The sequence below is a fragment of the Pseudosulfitobacter pseudonitzschiae genome (assembly GCF_900129395.1).
GTDB lineage: Bacteria > Pseudomonadota > Alphaproteobacteria > Rhodobacterales > Rhodobacteraceae > Pseudosulfitobacter > Pseudosulfitobacter pseudonitzschiae.
The window spans coordinates 461,490-479,637 of sequence record NZ_FQVP01000003.1 but is presented as its reverse complement, the minus strand read 5'-3'; the positions used below and the strand labels follow the sequence as shown (position 1 = coordinate 479,637).

Below are 18,148 nucleotides of genomic sequence, written 5' to 3'. Positions count from 1 at the left end.
CCCCTTCGGCCAGCCACAAAAACGGGCAGCTTCTGTGAACTGAGCGTCCTGCAAGGGAAAATGGTCGGAGCAACCTGCGACAGTTCGCTTGCGTCAGAGCATCGCCGGTTGCCCGGCGCGTAATCTGCGCGACATCACGCCGGTGCGAATCGATAGCCGAAACGCGCGATATCCTCGGCACAGGCCTGCGCCACGGCGGCCTGACTGTCGGGCGTATAATACCCCTGATAAGCCACATCACGCGCCGAACGGTTCGCATGCGGCAGGTCCAACGCAAATCCCAGATGCGTCTGAAGCGGGACGATGTCCGTCGCAACATGCTCAAGCCGGATAAACAGATCGCACCGCTCGGCCCCCGAGGCGTCGGTGACATAATGGCCCGCCTGGCTGCCCCGCAGGCTGGCAAGGGTCTGGGGGTGCAGGACAAAATCTTCGAAACTCAGGTTCTGCGCCAGATGTACCGCCGGATGGTCAAACCCCTGATCGCGCAACCAGTGGTAATAGCTGACCACGCGGTCCCACGGGTTGCGCACCAGCGTGAAGACAAAGAGATCCGACAGCATCTGGGGCGTGACCAGCCCGTCGAGATCGGCAAGCGTGGCATGTTTCCACAATCGCCCGCGTGTCTGCACGTCCTTCAGACGGCGACGCCGCTGCATCGCTTTGGGCGTGTCGCCCAGCATTAGGTCATCCTTCATCGCCCGCGCTTCAAGCGCTAGCGCCATCGATGTGCCACCGGTCTTGGGGGCGTGGATGAACAGATATTTGCGGCCGGGGGACAGGATCATAAGCCGTGTCTATCCGATCGCACGCCTGCGCATAAGATTTTATGCCTCTGGCGGGAATATTGGGAAGCAAAAGAAAGCAGGATCATCTCGAGCGGACAGCGATGATAAGCCCCGCGATCATGATCAGGACGATGCCTGCGATCATTGACGGTGTGACAGCCTGCCCCATCAGCAGCCAGCCGAAGAAAGGACCGAAGATCATGATGGTGTATTCCAGCACGCTGACCTGGCTGGCCTCGCCCCACTGGTAGGCCCGGATCAGGAAGAAGACGCCGACGACCGAGACGACCGCCTGAAGGACGATCAGCGGAAAGATGGACGGGATCGGCCAGATCCAGCCACGCAGCAGAAAGCCCGCAGCACCCTCGGGGACGGCAGGGGCAATCACGGCAAGGCCGATCATGACACTGGTGCCGATGAGCCCCTGCAGGCCCATTATGCCTGCCAGCATCGAAATGGTGCTTTCCTCGGCGCACAACAAACGGGTGGCCAGCGACCCCATGGCGTAAAAGAATCCGCCCGCGACCGGCAGCAGCATGATCGCGCCCGGCAATCCCTCTTGCACGCCCAGCACCACGAGGATGCCGGTAAACCCGACCACCACGGCAATCACCCGCCACGGGCCGATCTTCTGACGCAGCACCAGCACCGTCATCAGCAGGACGAAGATGGGCGAGGTGAACAGCCCCGCCAGCGACTGTGCAATCGGCATGAAGGCAAGCGAGCCGAAATAGCACATCATCCCGATTGCAATCAGCAGGCTGCGCAGGCCCACCGCCCACCACCGTTTTGGTCTGAGCGTTCCCATCCCGGCAAACGACAGCCCCGCCACCAGCCCCAGCGCCATGACCGAGCGCACCGCGAGGAACTGCCAGACGCTGACTTCGGTGGCGATGCGGGCCACATAGTTGTCGACGAACCCCAGGAGCAGCATGGCAATCAGCATCGACAAGGCAGCCATCCACGGGCGCGTGACGGGGCCCGAAGTTGCACCGGCTGCAGGCAGGGTTCTGGAGACAGCGACCGCCACCGGGTTATCTTTCTTTTGCAACGACCTGCCCTCTGACATATTTGATCTCATACAACGCACGGATGCGCATGTATCAGCAAGAGGGAGATGCCGAAATGGGATGGCTGAACGATGAAACCGGTCTGGACAAATGTGCCGCCAACCATGTGCCCCTGACCCCGCTGTCACACCTGCGCCGCGCGCGCACGGCCTTTGCCGGGCGCACGGCGGTGGTCTATGGCGATCACCGCGTGACCTATGCCGAATATTATGATCGGTGTACGCGATTGGCCTCGGCGCTGGCTGCGATGGGCGTGGCGTCGGGCGATGTGGTTGCCACGCTGATCCCCAACCTGCCCGCCCAGGCCGAAGCGCATTTCGGCGTGCCCGCGTGCGGTGCGGTGCTGAACACCATCAACACGCGGCTGGATGTGGATACGGTGGCCTATATCTTTGACCACGGTGGCGCGCGCGTGGTGCTGGCCGACAGCCAGTTCGTCGAGCTGGCCGAAGCGGCCAAGGCGCAGTCCGGCTCTGAACTGCAGATCATCGAAGTGCCCGACGCCGCCCACGGCTGGCCTGCCTCGGGACGGCATCCGGTCTACGAGGATGTGCTGGCCGGGGCCAACCCCTCCTATGACTGGCAGATGCCACAGGACGAATGGGAAAGCATCGCGCTGAACTATACATCGGGCACCACCGGGCGGCCCAAGGGCGTGGTCTGTCACCACCGCGGCGCGCACCTGATGACCATGGGTACACCGGTCAGTTGGCAGATGACGCTACATCCGGTGTTCATGGCCATCGTGCCGCTGTTTCATTGCAACGGCTGGAACCACACGTGGATGATGCCCCTTCTGGGAGGCACGCTGGTGTGCTGCCGCGACATCACGGCGGGTGCGATTTATGACGCCATCGCCGATGAAAAGGTCAGCTACTTTGGCGGGGCGCCCATCGTGCTGAACATGATGGTCAATGCAGGCCCCGACGAGCGTCGCGACTTTGATCATCAGGTACAGGTCTTTACCGCCGGCGCACCCCCTGCCCCCACGACGCTGAGCAAGATGGAGGCGATCGGGTTCAACGTCACGCAGGTCTATGGACTTACCGAAACCTATGGCCACGTCACCGAATGTCTGTGGCGCGCTGAAGACTGGGACGCACTGGACCAGGACGCCCGCGCCGCCATCAAGGCGCGGCAGGGCATTGCCATGCCGATGATGGAAGACATCACCGTCATGTCCGAGACCATGGAACAAGTCCCCATGAACGGCAGCCACCAGGGCGAAATCATGATCCGCGGCAATTCGGTGATGAAGGGATACTTCAAGAATCCCCAAGCCACGCAGGAGGCCTTTGCAGGAGGCTATTTTCACTCGGGCGATCTGGCCGTTCAGCACGCCGACGGCTATATCCAGATTGCCGACCGCGCCAAGGACATCATCATTTCGGGCGGCGAGAACATCTCGTCGGTCGAGGTCGAGGGCGTTCTGATGGCGCATCCCGATGTAAATCTGGCCGCCGTTGTCGCCAAACCGGATGAGAAATGGGGCGAAGTGCCCTGTGCCTTTGTCGAATTGAAATCCGGCACCAACCCCAGCGCCGAGGACATGATCGCCTTTGCCCGCGGCAAGCTGGCCGGTTTCAAAACCCCGAAACGTGTGGTGTTTGGCGAATTGCCGAAAACCTCGACCGGCAAAATCCAGAAATTCGAACTGCGCAAAAGGGCTGCCGACCTGGACTGAACCCGCTTCATCTTGCCCTTTAAACTCCGGGGTCCGGGGCTGGCCCCGGTCCCGCCCCTTTCAGCGCGCTTTGCCCCCGCATTTCAACGTGCTAGGCTGAACCAAATACCAAAAGGCCGTCCGAGCAGACCATGACCGCCCTCAAGAAATACGCCCGTCTCGAAGCGACGGGCCTGTGGCGCCAGACGCCTGAGGATCAGCGCCGCGAGGTTGTTGTGTCCATCGGCGATGCCACGCTGATCATCTCCAGCATGAACGACACGGCGCTGACACATTGGTCGCTGGCGGCCATCGAACGTGCGGGCACAAGCGACGATCCGGCGACATTTTATCCCGACGGTGACCCCGGCGAGACATTGCAGTTGCAGGCCGACGAGGCCCAGATGATCGAGGCCATCGAGACCCTGCGCCGCGCTGTCATCAAGTCACGCCCGCGTCCGGGGCGGTTGCGCTGGCTGGGCGCGACGCTGTCGACCGCCGCCGTGGTGGCGCTGTTGATTTTCTGGCTGCCCGGTGCGCTGGTCAATCACGCGATGAAAGTTGTCCCATGGGTCACCCGCACCCAGATCGGCAACGAGCTGCTGGAGCGGATCGAACGGGTCGCGGGCCCGCCCTGCGAAACCTCCGACACCCAGCGCCCGCTGGCGCAACTGGCGGCGCGGACCGGGGCCACGGGCGGGATCGCGGTCCTGCGTGGCGGCGTGCGCACCAGCCTGGCCTTGCCGGGCGGAAAGGTGCTGTTGAACCGCGCATTGGTCGAGGACTTTGAAGAGCCGGATGTTGTGGCGGGCTATATCCTGGCGGAAGAGGTCCGCCGCGCCAACCAGTCGGGCATGCGCGACCTGCTGTCGACCGCAGGGTTACGCGCCAGCATCACCTTGCTGACCACTGGCGACCTGCCTGCGCGGGTTCTGGACCGCTATGCCGAGACCGTCGTTGCGGCAGCGCGCCCCAAGGTGCCGGAACAGGACTTGCTGGCCGCCTTTGCCGCAGCCCAGGTCCGCAGCACGCCCTATGCCTATGCACAGGACATTTCGGGCGAAAGCACGCTGGCCCTGATCGAGGGCGACCCGATGGCGGGTCAAACCCCCGCGCCGATCATGAAAGATGCCGATTGGCTGCGGCTTCAGGCGATCTGCGGCGGCTGAAGTTTTCCCAACCGCCGCGATCCTGTTAGCGCAGTACTGCGCCCGAGAAACCCGCGCCGCGCATTTTCGCAAGCGCGCTTTTTTGCGCGGCAGGTGTGTTGAACGGTCCCACCAGAACCATACGCATTTGCTGGCCACTGCGGTTGAACGTGCCGATCCGCGCGGGCAGTCCCATGCGCATGGCACGCTGTGCTGCCTGCTGGGCGCTGTCGGCCCCGGTGTAGGTGCCAAGATGCACATAGCCTTTGCCGCTGATACGCTCGCCCTTGGGCTGCTGCGCTTTGGGCGCGGCGCGGACGGGTGCCGCGACGGGTGCTGCCTGCGCGGGTGCCGAGCGGCTGGAAACCGTGGGCGCACGATAGGTCGCGCCCGGATTGCGCTGGATGCGTTTGACCAGCACGCCCTGACGCCGTTCCAGCGTCACAGTGCCCAGCTCGCGCTGTTGCGTGGCGATGTCGGTGTAGGGGTAAACCAGAGGAACACTGGCGGTCACATCCGCACCGTTCGTCTGATTGATCAGACGGCGCGGCACGGTCGAGGTCCAGATCAGTTGCATCGCAACATGACCATTCAGCGTCTGCTCCGCCCGGTAAGGGTTCAGGCGGTCGTCTTTCCACGCCGGCCGGTATCCCTGGGGGACCACGGTGTTGTTCGTGTTCAGACGGTCAATGTAGACATGTTTGGGCACGACCCGCGTTTGCCCCGTGATGGTCGAACCCTGCACCCTGCCCGTCACGGCGACGGGGCCATTGTTGCCAATGATCGGCTCGGCTTGCGGGCCACAGCGCACAGGACCGCGCACGCCCGAGTTGATATAGCGCGAGCTGATCGGCGATGCGCCCTGGCACGCAGGTTGGCGTGGTGTCACCGCCGCAACGCGCGGTGCGGGTGCTGCCGGTTTCGGCGCGGGTGCGGATTTGTAGACGGCTTTTGGCGCGGCAGCACTTGGCGCAGGTTTGGGCGCGCTGACAACAACCCGTTTGGGGGCCGGCGCGGCAGCAGGCGCGCGGCGGACAACGGCCTGAGGGGCAGGCTTTGGCGCCGGGGCTGCGGCCGCTGTGCGCGGCGCGGGTGTCGGCTCCAGGGTGATCTGTTGCGGTGCCCGCTGAGCCGAAGGCGCTCCCGCTGCGGTCTGTACGCCTTGTGTCGGCGTCTGGCCACAGATGACCTTGCGCGAACGGTTGACGCGCGGCACCCATGTCACGTTGCCGTCGATGCCTGCGCGGATAAAGACACAGCCCTTGCTGTCGACGTATTGCAAGCCCTTGTAGCTGGCAGATGGAAATTCAGCGGGCGTAATTTCGCCACGCGACAGGTTTTGCGCATTGGCAATGCCGACATTGGCCGACACCGCGAATACAGCAATGGAAATTGCTTTGGTAACTTTCATCTGCGCCCCCACAGGATTTGGTCGTTACTATATATAGTGTAGACCACGATGCCTCAGAACTAGGGCCGAGGCAAGCGCCCAGAGTGGGCGCAGGGGGCTATTTCGTGCCGAACATACGGTCGCCTGCATCCCCCAGACCCGGGACGATATAGCCACGTTCGTTCAGCTTTTCGTCAATCGCAGCCGTAACGATCGGCACGTCGGGGTGCGCGGCCTGCATGGTGGCGATGCCTTCGGGCGCTGCCAGCAGACACAGGAAACGCAGGTTGGTCGCCCCGGCCTGTTTCAACAGGTCAATTGCCGCCACGGAGGAATTGCCAGTGGCCAGCATCGGATCGACCGCGATGACCAGCCGGTCGTCCAGCCCCTCGGGCACCTTGAAGTAGTACTGCACCGGTTTCAGCGTCTCTTCATCGCGGTAAAGCCCCACAAATCCGACCCGCGCCGAAGGGATCAGCTCCAGCACGCCGTCCATCAACCCGTTGCCCGCCCGCAGAATCGAGATCAGCGCCAGCTTCTTGCCATCCAGTGTCGGCGCGTCCATCGGTTGCATGGGCGTGTCGATCCGCTTGGTCGTCATCGGCAGGCCGCGCGTCACCTCATAGGCCAACAACTGGCTGATTTCGCGCAGCAATTGGCGAAACACGGCCGTCGGCGTGTCGCGGTCGCGCATGATGGTCAGCTTGTGCTGGACAAGGGGGTGATCGACAACGGTGACATGCTCGCTCATGGCGCTCTCCAAATTTGCTTGGTCCCTATGTGCCAAGCGCGAAGGCCCGAGACAACCTGTGTCGTGCCTATTGCGCCACCCCCAGGTGTTCCAGAACCAGCGCCGCCACATCGGTGAATGCGATCTGCCCCAGCGTGCCCGCGCCCTTGCCTGCCACCAGAACCGGGACCCGTTCGCGGGTGTGATCGGTGCCGACCCAAGTTGGATCGTTGCCGTGATCGGCGGTAACCAACAGCATATCATCCTCCCGCAGCTGCCCCAGCAGGACGCCCAGTTCGGTGTCGAACCATTCCAGATGACGCGCGTAACCCGACACATCGCGGCGGTGGCCATAAAGGCTGTCGAATTCGACAAAGTTGGCGAATGTCAGCGAACCGTCTGCCGCCTCGCGGATCAAATCCCCCAGATGCCGCATCAGGGTGCGGTCGTCGCCTTTACGTACCTCGTCAATGCCCTGCATCGAGAAGATATCGCCGATCTTGCCCACCGCATAGACTGCGCGGCCTGCGTCCTGCACGCGGTTGGTCAGCACGGGCGCGGGGGGCAGAATGGCAAAGTCCTTGCGGTTGCCGGTGCGCTGGAAATTGCCCACTTCACCCACGAAGGGGCGCGCGATCACACGACCCACTTTCATGTCATGCAGCAACGGTGCCACATCCGCACAAAGTTGCAGCAAACGGTCCAGACCAAAGTGATCCTCATGCGCGGCAATCTGGAACACGCTGTCGGCGCTGGTGTAGCAGATCGGCCAACCAGTGCGCAGATGCTCTGCCCCCAGATCGGCAATCACCGTGGTGCCCGAGGCATGGCAATTGCCCAGAATACCCGTCGTGCCCGCCGCCGTGCAGACCGCAGCCACGACATCATCAGGGAAAGCAGGGGTTTCATCGGGGAAATAGTGCCACTCCCACGGCACCGGAAGCCCTGCGAGTTCCCAATGCCCCGACGGCGTGTCCTTGCCCCGCGACACTTCGGTGGCCGCCCCCCATGTGCCGTGGGGTTCGGGGCCATCGACCGCCTGTCCGCTGGCCAACTTTACCGCAGCACCCAATCCCAGCGCCATCATATGCGGCACCTGCAATGGCCCCGAGCGGCCCTCTTCCGCCTGCCCTGTCGCGCAGGCGGCGATGATATGGCCCAGGGTGTTGGCCCCCGTATCGGGCACGTCACCGTTAAAGAAGGTGCCCGCATCCGGCGCGCCGCCAATTCCGACGCTGTCGATCACCACCAGGAACGCACGGCCCATCACGACACCCGCGCGTGAATCAAGGCCGGGGCTTTCAGCGCCCGGTCGCCCACAGTGAACGCCGCACGCACAGCAGCCTCGGCGCGGTCGGCCTGATCGGGGCGGGCCGCGTGGATAACCGCCAGCGGTTGCCCCTTGGCCACGGTGTCGCCCAGACGCAGCACGCGCGACAAGCCTACAGCCGGATCGACCACATCACTTTCCACCGCGCGCCCACCGCCAAGAGACACGACGACACGGCCCAACGCCTCGCCATTGATGGCGCGCACGACGCCAGCCCTGGGCGTCGCAACTTCGCGGATCACCGTCGCCTCGGGCAGGAAGCGTGCGTGATTTTCGACAAAATGCACCGGCCCGCCCATCGCCGCGATCATCTTGCCAAAGCGTTCGGCGGCATGGCCGCTGCGGATCATGTCCGCGATTCTGGCCGCACCCGCCTCGGCATCTGCCGCCAGACCCGCGTCCGCCAACAGCACCCCGCCCAGCGCCGCGCTGATCTGCGACAGCGGCGCATCCGCCTCGCCCGCCGTCAGAACCGCCATGACCTCGGACACCTCCAGGGCATTGCCCAACGACGGCGCAAGCGGCTGGTTCATATCCGTGATCAACGCCGACGTGCGGCACCCTGCGGCGTTCGCGGTTTGGGTCAGCGCCTCTGCCAGCGCCCGCGCGGCAGTCATATCCTTCATGAACGCACCCGAGCCGACCTTGACGTCCAGCACCAGCCCCTCAAGCCCGCCCGCCAGTTTCTTTGACAGGATCGACGCGGTGATCAGGTCCAGGCTCTCCACCGTCGCCGTCACATCGCGGATCGCATACAGCCGCTTGTCCGCAGGGGCGATGTCACCGGTCGCGCCGACAATGGCACAGCCCGCGCCCGCAACCACATCGTGAAACTGCGCCGCGTCCAGGTTCACATTCACCCCCGGTATCGCCTCCAGTTTGTCCAGCGTCCCGCCCGTGTGGCCCAAGCCCCGCCCCGAGATCATTGGCACGAACGCCCCGCAGGCTGCCAGCGCAGGCGCCAGCACCAGCGACACGCAATCGCCCACGCCGCCTGTGGAATGTTTGTCCAGCACCGGCCCGTCCAGGTCCCAGCCCAGCACCTGCCCGCTGTCGCGCATCGCCAGCGTCAAGGCCACGCGGCCCGCGTCGCTCAGCCCGTTCAGACACACCGCCATCGCAAAGGCACCCGCCTGCGCATCGCTGACCGCGCCATCGGCCAACCCTTGGGCAAACCACGCCAAAGCGTCGCGCGGCGGGGTGTCGCCGGCGCGCAGGGTGGCAATGATATCGCGGGCCGAAAAATCGCTCATTTCATGTGGTCGGGGGTAAAGGCACCGGGCAGCAGTTCGGCCAACGTCATCACCTGCTCGACCCCGCCCGTGGTTGCCATGGTCACGCGCACATCGCCTGCACCGAATTCGGCCAGCTTCTGGCGGCACCCGCCGCAGGGCGTCACCGGCATCGGGCTGCCCGCGATCACGTAAACCTCGGTCAACCGCGTCTCGCCTGCTGCCACCATCGCGGCGATGGCGCCCGCTTCGGCACAGGTGCCTTCGGGATATGCCACGTTTTCCACGTTGCAACCCGCATAAACGGTGCCAGAAGCCCCGGTGATCGCCGCCCCCACCTTGAAGTTGGAATAGGGCGCATAGGCCTTTCCGCGCACGTCAGTGGCGGTTTGTTTCAGCGTCATCAGTTCTCTCCTGTTCGGGTGTTGAACACGCCCGGCAAGGACACCTCCAACAGTTCCAGATCATCCGAAGGGGCGGCATAGCGGACCTTCATCCCCGGCGGCACGACAAAGGCATCCCCCGCCTCCAGCGTATAGGGATCACGGCCTTCGCCCTGCAACTCCATTGTCCCCTCCATCACAAAGGTGAACAGAATGTCGCTGTCGTGCACGGCCCATTCCGGCGCGCCGTCGTCCCGTCGCACCACGTGCACACCCGCCACATTGTCGGTATGCGCCGCAATCGTGGTGTCGCGCGAGCGGAAACCACCCATGCGGAACGGCTGCCACGTCGCCTCGTCGGCCTTGTGATGCACAAACCGCTGGCCCTGGAACACACGGTCCGGGTTGGCAGGGCCGTTGGGCAGTTCCATTTCGTGATCGATTGTCGTGACATGTTCGGCCGGCACGCCGATCTCGATCACCTCGATGTTGTCGCTGGCAAACAGCACCCGATGGCGGATTTCCGGCGGCTGGATCACACAGTTGCCCGCGTACAGGCGGAACGGCTCGCCCTGATCCTCGTAGACCAGATCGACCCAACCGCGATAGCAAAAGATCAACTGAAACCCGACGGTATGGTAATGCACCATGTCCGGCACCGGCCCGCCGTCGGGAATACGGATGTGGCTGGCAATGATCGACCCGCCCAAACGGTCGGGGATCAGATCGCGGTAATGCATTCCGGCACGGCCGATGACCCACGGCGCCTGATCCTTCAGCCGCCGCACCACAAAGGAATGGACTGTATCAGGCATCACCACTGGCTGCTGCAGCGCCTCGATGGCAACCCGCGTGCCGCCGGGCGAAGTCAGTTCCAGCGCGCCCTCGGCAAAGCCCGCAGGATCGTCGCACCGGATCAGCACCCGCCCCGCAGGTGCATCCAGACCCGCGTCCAGCCGCACAGCCAACCCGTGCCCCGAAAACACAGCTACGGCCGGATCATCGGCGGGATAGATCAAGTCCATCCGCATCCCCAACTGCTTGGAGAAAAATCCGATGTCACCGCGCAGATCCTGCGTCGGCAATATCACTTCTGCCCGTGTGTCGCCCATGAACGCCCTCCAAAGTCACAAACTGTCGCCACCGCATGGATTTGACAAGACGCGCGGTTCTTTTGGCTCGAAATATCCCGGAGCGCGCGGCAGAGCCTTGCTCAGGCCTGAACAGCAATGGTTGGCCTCTTTGAAAAAATAGTTTAACGCTAAACTAACTCGATCCAACCCGGAGCCCCGCAGATGTCCGAAACCCCCTCAACCCGTCAGGCCGCCCTTGATTACCACGAATTCCCCAAGCCGGGGAAACTGGAGATTCGCGCGACAAAACCGCTGGCGAATGGTCGTGATCTCAGCCGCGCCTATTCGCCCGGCGTGGCCGAGGCCTGTCTTGAAATCAAGGCCGATCCGTCGACCGCCGCGCGTTATACGGCACGCGGCAATCTGGTCGCCGTGGTGACCAACGGCACTGCTGTGCTGGGTCTGGGCAATATCGGCGCGCTGGCTTCCAAACCGGTGATGGAAGGCAAGGCGGTCCTGTTCAAGAAGTTCGCGGGCATCGACTGTTTCGACATCGAAGTCAACGAAAGCGATCCCGAAAAGCTGGCCGAAATCGTCTGCGCTCTGGAACCGTCCTTTGGCGCGATCAACCTTGAGGACATCAAGGCACCCGATTGCTTTACCGTTGAACGAATTTGCCGGGAGCGGATGAACATCCCCGTGTTTCACGACGACCAGCACGGCACAGCCATCGTTGTGGGTGCGGCGGCGACCAATGCGCTGTATGTTGCGGGCAAGGCGTTCGAGGACATCAAGATCGTTTCCACGGGCGGCGGGGCGGCTGGCATTGCCTGTCTGAACATGCTCTTGAAACTGGGCGTAAAGCGCGAAAATGTCTGGCTGTGCGACATTCACGGACTGGTCTACGAGGGCCGGATCGAGGACATGAACCCCGCCAAGGCTGCCTTTGCGCAAAAATCCGACCTGCGCACGCTGGACGACGTGATCGAAGGCGCCGACCTGTTCCTAGGGCTGTCCGGCCCCGGCGTGATGACCGAAGATCACGTATCCCGCATGGCCAAACGCCCGATCATCTTTGCGCTGGCCAACCCGACGCCGGAAATCCTGCCCGATCTGGCGCGTGCAGTTGCCCCCGATGCGATCATCGCCACGGGCCGCAGCGATTTTCCCAATCAGGTCAACAACGTGCTGTGTTTCCCCTTTATCTTTCGCGGGGCGCTGGATGTGGGCGCGACGGTGATCAACGACGAAATGCAACTGGCCTGCATTGAGGGCATCGCGGCCCTGGCCCGCGCCACCACCAGCGCCGAAGCCGCCGCCGCCTATCAGGGCGAACAGATGACGTTCGGGGCCGATTATCTGATCCCCAAACCCTTCGATCCGCGTCTTGTCGGTATCGTGTCCAGCGCTGTGGCCAAGGCCGCGATGGACAGCGGTGTGGCAACGCGGCCCATCGCGGATCTTGAAGCCTACAAGACCAAGCTTGACGGGTCTGTGTTCAAATCCGCCATGCTGATGCGCCCGGTGTTCGAGGCCGCACGCTCGGTGTCGCGCCGCATCGTCTTTGCCGAGGGCGAGGACGAACGCGTGTTGCGTGCCGCGCAGGCCATGGTCGAGGAAACCACCGAACGCCCGATCCTGATCGGACGCCCGGAGGTGATCGAATCCCGGATCGAACGTGCGGGCTTGACCATCAAACTGGGCGAACACGTCGACCTGGTGAACCCCGAGAACGACCCGCGCTATCGCGATTATTGGGGCACCTATCACGAGATCATGGCCCGCAAGGGTGTCACCCCCGATCTGGCCCGCGCCATCATGCGCACCAATACGACCGCAATCGGAGCGGTCATGGTGCATCGGGGCGAGGCCGACAGCCTGATTTGCGGCACCTTTGGTGAGTTCAAATGGCATCTGAATTATATCGAACAGGTGCTGGGCACCAAGGAGCTTAGTCCCGTCGGCGCCCTGTCCCTGATGATCCTCGAGGACGGGCCCCTGTTCATCACCGACCCGCATGTACACACCACGCCGACCCCCTATGACATTGCGCAAATCGTCATTGGGGCCGCGCGCCACATGCGACGGTTCGGGATCGAGCCGCGCATCGCGCTGTGCTCACAGTCGCAGTTCGGCAACCAGGCCGGCGGCACTGGCGTGCAGATGCGCGCAGCACTCGAAATCCTGGACTCAGAACCGCGCGATTTCTGCTACGAGGGCGAAATGAACATCGACGCGGCCCTTGATCCCGACCTGCGCGAGCGCTTGCTGCCAGGCGGACGGATGCAGGGGGCGGCCAACGCGCTGGTCTTTGCCAACTCGGACGCGGCATCGGGCGTGCGCAACATCCTGAAAATGAAGGGCGGCGGTCTGGAAGTCGGACCGATCCTGATGGGCATGGGCAACCGCGCCCATATCGTCAGCCCGTCGATCACCGCACGCGGATTGCTGAACATGTCGGCCATCGCGGGCACGCCGGTCACGCAGTACGGTTAAGACGCCCAAATGCTTGACGCCGTCCCGTTTCCGGGGCGGCGTGCGTGCGTGCGGTGCAGATCGTTATTTCTGCGCGGGTTTGGCACCGGGTTTGGAGGGTGCTTTTTTCGGCTGCGGTTTTGGCGATGTGGCCATGATGCATACTCTCGTTTGCAAGCGGCCCGGCACAACGTCGGGCCTGTTTTCATTATGCGTCTGAACCCGATTCCAAAGAAGAGGTTTCTTTGCGTGCAGATGCAGCATTTTCCTTTTATCGGCAGAAGGTTGCCGGATGCCTCGGGACATCAGCCAAGGCTGGCCGACGCCCCCGTGGCGGGCCCTTTTTCACGTAAAATTGCGGAACTGGCGGCGCTCTGCCCGTGTTATGATCGCCAACCACAAATCAAGCCCTGTCGCGTTTTCAAACCCTGCGCATTCCAAGGGGTTGGACAACCCCACGCACCACAGCCTATGACTTGTCCCAAGAGTGGGAGGACACATGATGGGATATCGCGCAGCATACACGCGTTGGCAGAATGACCCCGAAGGGTACTGGCTGGAGGCCGCACAGGCTATTGATTGGGACGTGGCGCCGACACAGGCGCTGTTTGACCGTGGCAATCACCTTTACGAATGGTTTGCCGATGCGCGGGTGAACACCTGCTACAATGCCGTGGACCGGCATGTCGTTGCGGGCAACGGCGACCGGACGGCCATCATCTATGACAGCCCGATCACCGGACGCAAATCCAGAACCAGCTTTGCCGAATTGCAGCAGCAAGTCGCGCGCTTTGCAGGCGGGCTGGCGGCCCAGGGCATCGCCAAGGGCGACCGCGTCATCATCTATATGCCCATGGTCCCCGAGGCGCTGGTTGCGATGCTGGCCTGTGCACGTCTGGGCGCGATCCATTCGGTCGTGTTCGGTGGCTTTGCCGCGAACGAGCTGGCCGTGCGCATCGACGATTGCGCGCCCAAGGCGATCATCGCGGCATCCTGCGGGTTGGAGCCAAACCGCGTGGTGAAATACAAACCCCTCCTGGACGGGGCCATCGAACAGGCCCGTCACAAGCCTGATTTCTGCGTGATCCTGCAACGCGAAGAAGAAGCGGCCCCGCTGAACGAAGGCCGCGATCTGGACTGGGATGCCTTCCAAGAGGGCACCGCCCCCGCGGATTGTGTGCCGGTCGAGGGCAACCATCCGGCCTATATTCTCTATACCAGCGGCACCACCGGCGCACCCAAGGGCGTCGTGCGCCCAACCGCCGGGCATCTGGTGGCGCTGAACTGGTCGATGAAGAACATCTATAACGTTGATCCCGGCGATGTGTTCTGGGCCGCATCCGACGTGGGTTGGGTCGTGGGGCATTCGTATATCTGCTATGCGCCGCTGATCCACGGCAACACCACCGTGGTGTTCGAGGGCAAGCCCGTCGGCACCCCCGATGCAGGCACCTTCTGGCGGGTGATCTCGGAGCACAACGTGCGCAGCTTTTTCACCGCCCCCACCGCCTTCCGCGCCATCAAGCGCGAGGACCCCAAGGGCGAATTCCGCAAGGACTACGACCTAAGCTGCCTGCGCGCGCTTTACCTGGCTGGTGAACGCGCCGATCCGGACACGATCGAATGGGCACAGGAATTGCTGGGCGTGCCCGTCTATGACCACTGGTGGCAAACCGAAACCGGATGGACAATTGCAGGCAACCCGGCGGGGCTTGAGGCTTTGCCGGTCAAAATTGGCTCGCCCACCGTGGCGATGCCCGGATATGACGTCCAAATCCTGGACGAAGGCGGGCGGCAAATGCCTGCGGGCGAATTGGGGGCCATCGCGATCAAGCTGCCCTTGCCGCCGGGCACGCTCCCAACCCTGTGGCAGGCCGAAGACCGGTTCCGCAAAAGCTATCTGCACACCTTCCCCGGCTATTACGAAACCGGCGATGCGGGCATGATTGACCAGGACGGATATCTTTACATCATGGCGCGCACCGATGACGTGATCAACGTGGCGGGCCACCGCCTGTCCACGGGTGCCATGGAAGAAGTGTTGGCGGGCCACCCGGATGTGGCGGAATGCGCGGTGATCGGCGTGGCAGACGCGCTGAAAGGACAGAATGCCGTTGGCTTTGTCTGCCTGACCAAGGGCGTGAACCGCCCGCACGCCGAAATCACCGCCGAATGTGTGCAGCGGGTGCGCGACCAGATCGGTCCTGTGGCCGCATTCAAGCAATGCGTGGTGGTGGACCGGCTGCCCAAGACACGCTCGGGCAAAATTCTGCGGGCGACAATGGTAAAGATCGCGGACGGCGAGACGTTCAAGATGCCCGCGACAATCGACGATCCGGCGATTTTGGACGAAATCAGCGATGCGCTGAAATCAATCGGTTACGCAGGCGGCTGAACCGGCCAGCACCTTTTAACGACGAACGCCCGCAGCCTGGTCTGGCTGCGGGCGTTCTGCGTCATATATCAGGTGGCTCAGATCTTTGCCTTGGCGCTGTCGGCCCATTCATCGACCTGACGTTCGGCCTCATCGCGAGCCACGCCATAACGTTCCTGAATCTTGCCAACCAGCACTTCACGGTCGCCTTTGGCTTCCTGCACTTCGTCGTCTGTCAGCTCGCCCCATTTGGATTGGATCGAGCCAGTCAGTTGCTTCCAGTTGCCTTGGATTGTATCCCAGTTCATGGTGTTACTCCTCTTGGTTTGCTTCTGGATACCCAACGCGCAATGTCGCTCGGGCGTTCCCTGCAAAGCGACAGTGACCAAGGCCCAAGCAGCGCCTTTCAGCCGATCGGCGCCTGCGCAATGTCAGCCAGATAGGCGTTGGAATAGTCCACCTCCAGTTCGATCCAGACCGGCAGGTGATCCGACATCTCGTGGGTGCGCCAATCGCCATAGGTGCCCGGCCAATCGGCATAGGGTCGGCCGGTGTCGGGCGGGGTGCGGATGGCCTGTGCGATCTCCTCGTAATCGGACATTTCTGCTTCGGTGAACACGGCCTCGTGCCAGCGGATCACGCCATGCGTCAGCATATGCGATTCAGACGGCGGCCCGACAAAGGCGATCTGGTCGTAATATTTTGTGCCCGTCAGCGACGTTGCCCCGATGTCGGGCACGTGAAAGCCCGCATCCGTCAGCGCGGCCATGCCTGCGTCGTCGCGGCTTTCTATGTTCATGTCGCCAAGAAAGATATGCACCTCGTCCTCGGCACGGGCGCGTTTGGCCAGTTCTCGCGCGACCACGCCGATCTCGTCCTCGCGCAGGGGGCGGCCCTGTTCTTCGGTGAAAACGATGTGGGCGTTGCACAGGGTAAAACGGAACCACCCGGCCTGAAACGCCGCAAAGAACGGGGTGCGGCCCACCTGTTCGTCACCGGGCAATGCGCCCTTGGGCAGGACCAGTTCACCAATCAGATTGCGAAAGCGCACCCGGTTGCGGTTATAGACAAAGGCCATGCGCTCGTGATTGCCCCGCCCGGCACCGGAGCTGTCGTTGATGAAGTAATCCCAGTTCGGCCCCAGCAGCTTCATCAGCCGCGCCATCGCTTCGGTCGATTTCACCTCTTGGATGGCACAGATGTCAAAATGATCGATGATCTCGGCGATATAATGAAAGCTTTCGTCCAGGCGCGGGCGGCCACCGTCAAAGTGGCGGATGTTCCAGCTGCCGATGATCAGCGAATTGGGCTGTCGGCGCGCGGTGATCTGCCCGTTCAGCAGCGCCCGCAGGCGCAACAGGCGGTCGGCGATCCAACCGGACTGACCGGGTTTGGTGCGTCCACGGGGGTATGCATATTTAAGAGATTGATAGAATGCCATCTGCTGTTTCCTGAATATGGGACCGGTGAATGGGCACAGGATAGCATATTTTCCCGCTATGAGAGAGTCCCCGGCCAGCAGGCGGTGCTGCCCCTGCCCGACGCCGATCCGCTATGGCGAAACGGCAATCAGGTGAACTGTTCGGAAATCAACCGCTCTTCCAATCCGTGACCGGGATCGAACAGGATATGATGCACGATGCGCGGCTCGGACCGGATGACAACGGTGCGCACGTCACGCACCGACCGGCTGTCCGCGTCCGCCATCACGGGGCGTTTTTCGGGTTCCAGCACGTCAAAGCGCACTTCCGCGGTTTTCGGCAGCAAAGCCCCGCGCCAGCGACGAGGGCGGAAAGCGGCCACGGCAGTCAGGGCCAGCACGTCCGCCCCAATCGGCAGGATCGGACCATGCGCGGAATAGTTATAGGCGGTCGAACCTGCGGGCGTTGCCACCAGCGCGCCGTCGCAGCTGAGCGATTCCAGACGCAAACGACCATCGACGGTGATGCGCAGCTTGGCCGCTTGCGGGCCTGCGCGCAGCAAGGACACCTCGTTGATCGCCAGCGCGTGATGCACGGTCCCGTCGCCACAGGTGGCGGTCATTGCCAGCGGATTCACCTCGGCATGTTCGGCCGCTTCCAGCCGTTCCACCAGATCCGTTTCGGAATATTCGTTCATCAAAAAGCCGATGGTGCCGCGGTTCATGCCGTACACCGGCGCGGGCAGATCCTGGGTGGAATGCAGCGTGTGCAACATGAACCCGTCCCCGCCCAGTGCCACGATCACGTCCGCACGATCTTGGGGCACATCGCCATAGCGTTTTACCAAAACCTCATGGGCGGCCTGGGCGACAGGGGCCGCGCTGGCAGCAAAGGCAATTTTCAGCGACATCAGGGTTTCCTATCGGCACGAAGCTGCACGATTTGAAACATATTATTCCACAAGGTGCCAGCACAGCCGCAATCTTTGGACTTTACGTCGTATTACCCGCTTTGCCCGCCCTGCGGTTTCCGCTAGGAAACGCCCCAACACATCACGTCACGCATGGAGAA

The 18,148-nt window shown here is 62.8% G+C and carries 15 protein-coding genes; 4 read left to right on the top strand and 11 right to left on the bottom strand.

Annotation, left to right across the window (positions count from 1 at the left end; all coding sequences use genetic code 11):
* Window positions 1-134: 134 nt before the first annotated feature.
* Both BUC08_RS10505 and BUC08_RS10500 read right to left on the bottom strand, forming a co-directional pair.
* Window positions 135-788 (bottom strand): sulfotransferase family 2 domain-containing protein, encoded by a 654-nt coding sequence (locus tag BUC08_RS10505; protein ID WP_037924023.1) that lies wholly within the window; start codon window positions 786-788, stop codon window positions 135-137.
* 82 nt (window positions 789-870) lie between these two features.
* Complete coding sequence (locus tag BUC08_RS10500; RefSeq protein WP_224769688.1) at window positions 871-1,839, bottom strand: DMT family transporter; 969 nt, start codon at window positions 1,837-1,839, stop codon at window positions 871-873.
* A gap of 74 nt (window positions 1,840-1,913) precedes the next feature.
* Here BUC08_RS10500 and BUC08_RS10495 point away from each other — a divergent pair, with 74 nt between their 5' ends.
* Together BUC08_RS10495 and BUC08_RS10490 are read left to right on the top strand one after the other, a co-directional pair.
* Window positions 1,914-3,542: an AMP-binding protein gene (locus BUC08_RS10495; protein WP_037924643.1), complete on the top strand. Its 1,629-nt coding sequence runs from the start codon at window positions 1,914-1,916 to the stop codon at window positions 3,540-3,542.
* Window positions 3,543-3,673: 131 nt separating this feature from the next.
* Window positions 3,674-4,690, top strand: a complete 1,017-nt coding sequence (locus BUC08_RS10490) for a hypothetical protein (protein ID WP_037924027.1) — start codon at window positions 3,674-3,676, stop codon at window positions 4,688-4,690.
* A 25-nt stretch (window positions 4,691-4,715) separates the two neighbouring features.
* On the opposite strand, the gene BUC08_RS10485 is transcribed toward BUC08_RS10490, so the two are convergent.
* The 6 genes from BUC08_RS10485 to BUC08_RS10460 all read right to left on the bottom strand — a co-directional run bounded on the left by BUC08_RS10485 (window position 4,716) and on the right by BUC08_RS10460 (window position 10,846).
* A complete protein-coding gene (locus tag BUC08_RS10485; RefSeq protein WP_051694117.1) occupies window positions 4,716-6,080 on the bottom strand; it encodes an SPOR domain-containing protein in 1,365 nt (454 codons plus the stop codon).
* A gap of 97 nt (window positions 6,081-6,177) precedes the next feature.
* Window positions 6,178-6,810 (bottom strand): uracil phosphoribosyltransferase, encoded by a 633-nt coding sequence (gene upp, locus BUC08_RS10480; RefSeq protein WP_028958511.1) that lies wholly within the window; start codon window positions 6,808-6,810, stop codon window positions 6,178-6,180.
* 67 nt (window positions 6,811-6,877) lie between these two features.
* Complete coding sequence (locus BUC08_RS10475) at window positions 6,878-8,056, bottom strand: phosphopentomutase (protein WP_037924029.1); 1,179 nt, start codon at window positions 8,054-8,056, stop codon at window positions 6,878-6,880.
* Window positions 8,056-9,372, bottom strand: coding sequence for a thymidine phosphorylase (locus tag BUC08_RS10470; RefSeq protein ID WP_037924031.1), 1,317 nt, complete (start codon window positions 9,370-9,372; stop codon window positions 8,056-8,058). Before BUC08_RS10470 ends, BUC08_RS10475 begins: the two co-directional genes overlap by 1 nt.
* On the bottom strand, window positions 9,369-9,755 hold the full coding sequence (locus tag BUC08_RS10465; protein WP_037924034.1) for a cytidine deaminase: 387 nt from the start codon (window positions 9,753-9,755) through the stop codon (window positions 9,369-9,371). The genes BUC08_RS10470 and BUC08_RS10465 overlap by 4 nt, the downstream gene beginning before the upstream one ends.
* Complete coding sequence (locus tag BUC08_RS10460) at window positions 9,755-10,846, bottom strand: cupin domain-containing protein (RefSeq protein ID WP_037924036.1); 1,092 nt, start codon at window positions 10,844-10,846, stop codon at window positions 9,755-9,757. The genes BUC08_RS10465 and BUC08_RS10460 overlap by 1 nt, the downstream gene beginning before the upstream one ends.
* Before the next feature lie 183 nt (window positions 10,847-11,029).
* Between BUC08_RS10460 and BUC08_RS10455 the strand changes: the two genes are divergently transcribed.
* Window positions 11,030-13,303 (top strand): NADP-dependent malic enzyme, encoded by a 2,274-nt coding sequence (locus BUC08_RS10455; RefSeq protein WP_037924039.1) that lies wholly within the window; start codon window positions 11,030-11,032, stop codon window positions 13,301-13,303.
* Between the two features lie 481 nt (window positions 13,304-13,784).
* Window positions 13,785-15,677: a propionyl-CoA synthetase gene (locus BUC08_RS10450; protein WP_037924649.1), complete on the top strand. Its 1,893-nt coding sequence runs from the start codon at window positions 13,785-13,787 to the stop codon at window positions 15,675-15,677.
* Window positions 15,678-15,754: 77 nt separating this feature from the next.
* Here the strand turns inward: BUC08_RS10450 and BUC08_RS10445 are convergent, their stop codons facing one another.
* The 3 genes from BUC08_RS10445 to BUC08_RS10435 all read right to left on the bottom strand — a co-directional run bounded on the left by BUC08_RS10445 (window position 15,755) and on the right by BUC08_RS10435 (window position 17,987).
* Window positions 15,755-15,964, bottom strand: a complete 210-nt coding sequence (locus BUC08_RS10445; protein WP_037924042.1) for a CsbD family protein — start codon at window positions 15,962-15,964, stop codon at window positions 15,755-15,757.
* Window positions 15,965-16,062: 98 nt separating this feature from the next.
* The gene (locus BUC08_RS10440; RefSeq protein WP_037924045.1) at window positions 16,063-17,097 is read right to left on the bottom strand and encodes an endonuclease/exonuclease/phosphatase family protein; all 1,035 of its coding nucleotides are present in this window, start codon (window positions 17,095-17,097) and stop codon (window positions 16,063-16,065) included.
* A 128-nt stretch (window positions 17,098-17,225) separates the two neighbouring features.
* Entirely contained in the window at window positions 17,226-17,987 is a 762-nt protein-coding gene (locus BUC08_RS10435) for an NAD kinase (protein ID WP_028958520.1), read from the bottom strand.
* Between the last annotated feature and the right edge of the window lie 161 nt (window positions 17,988-18,148).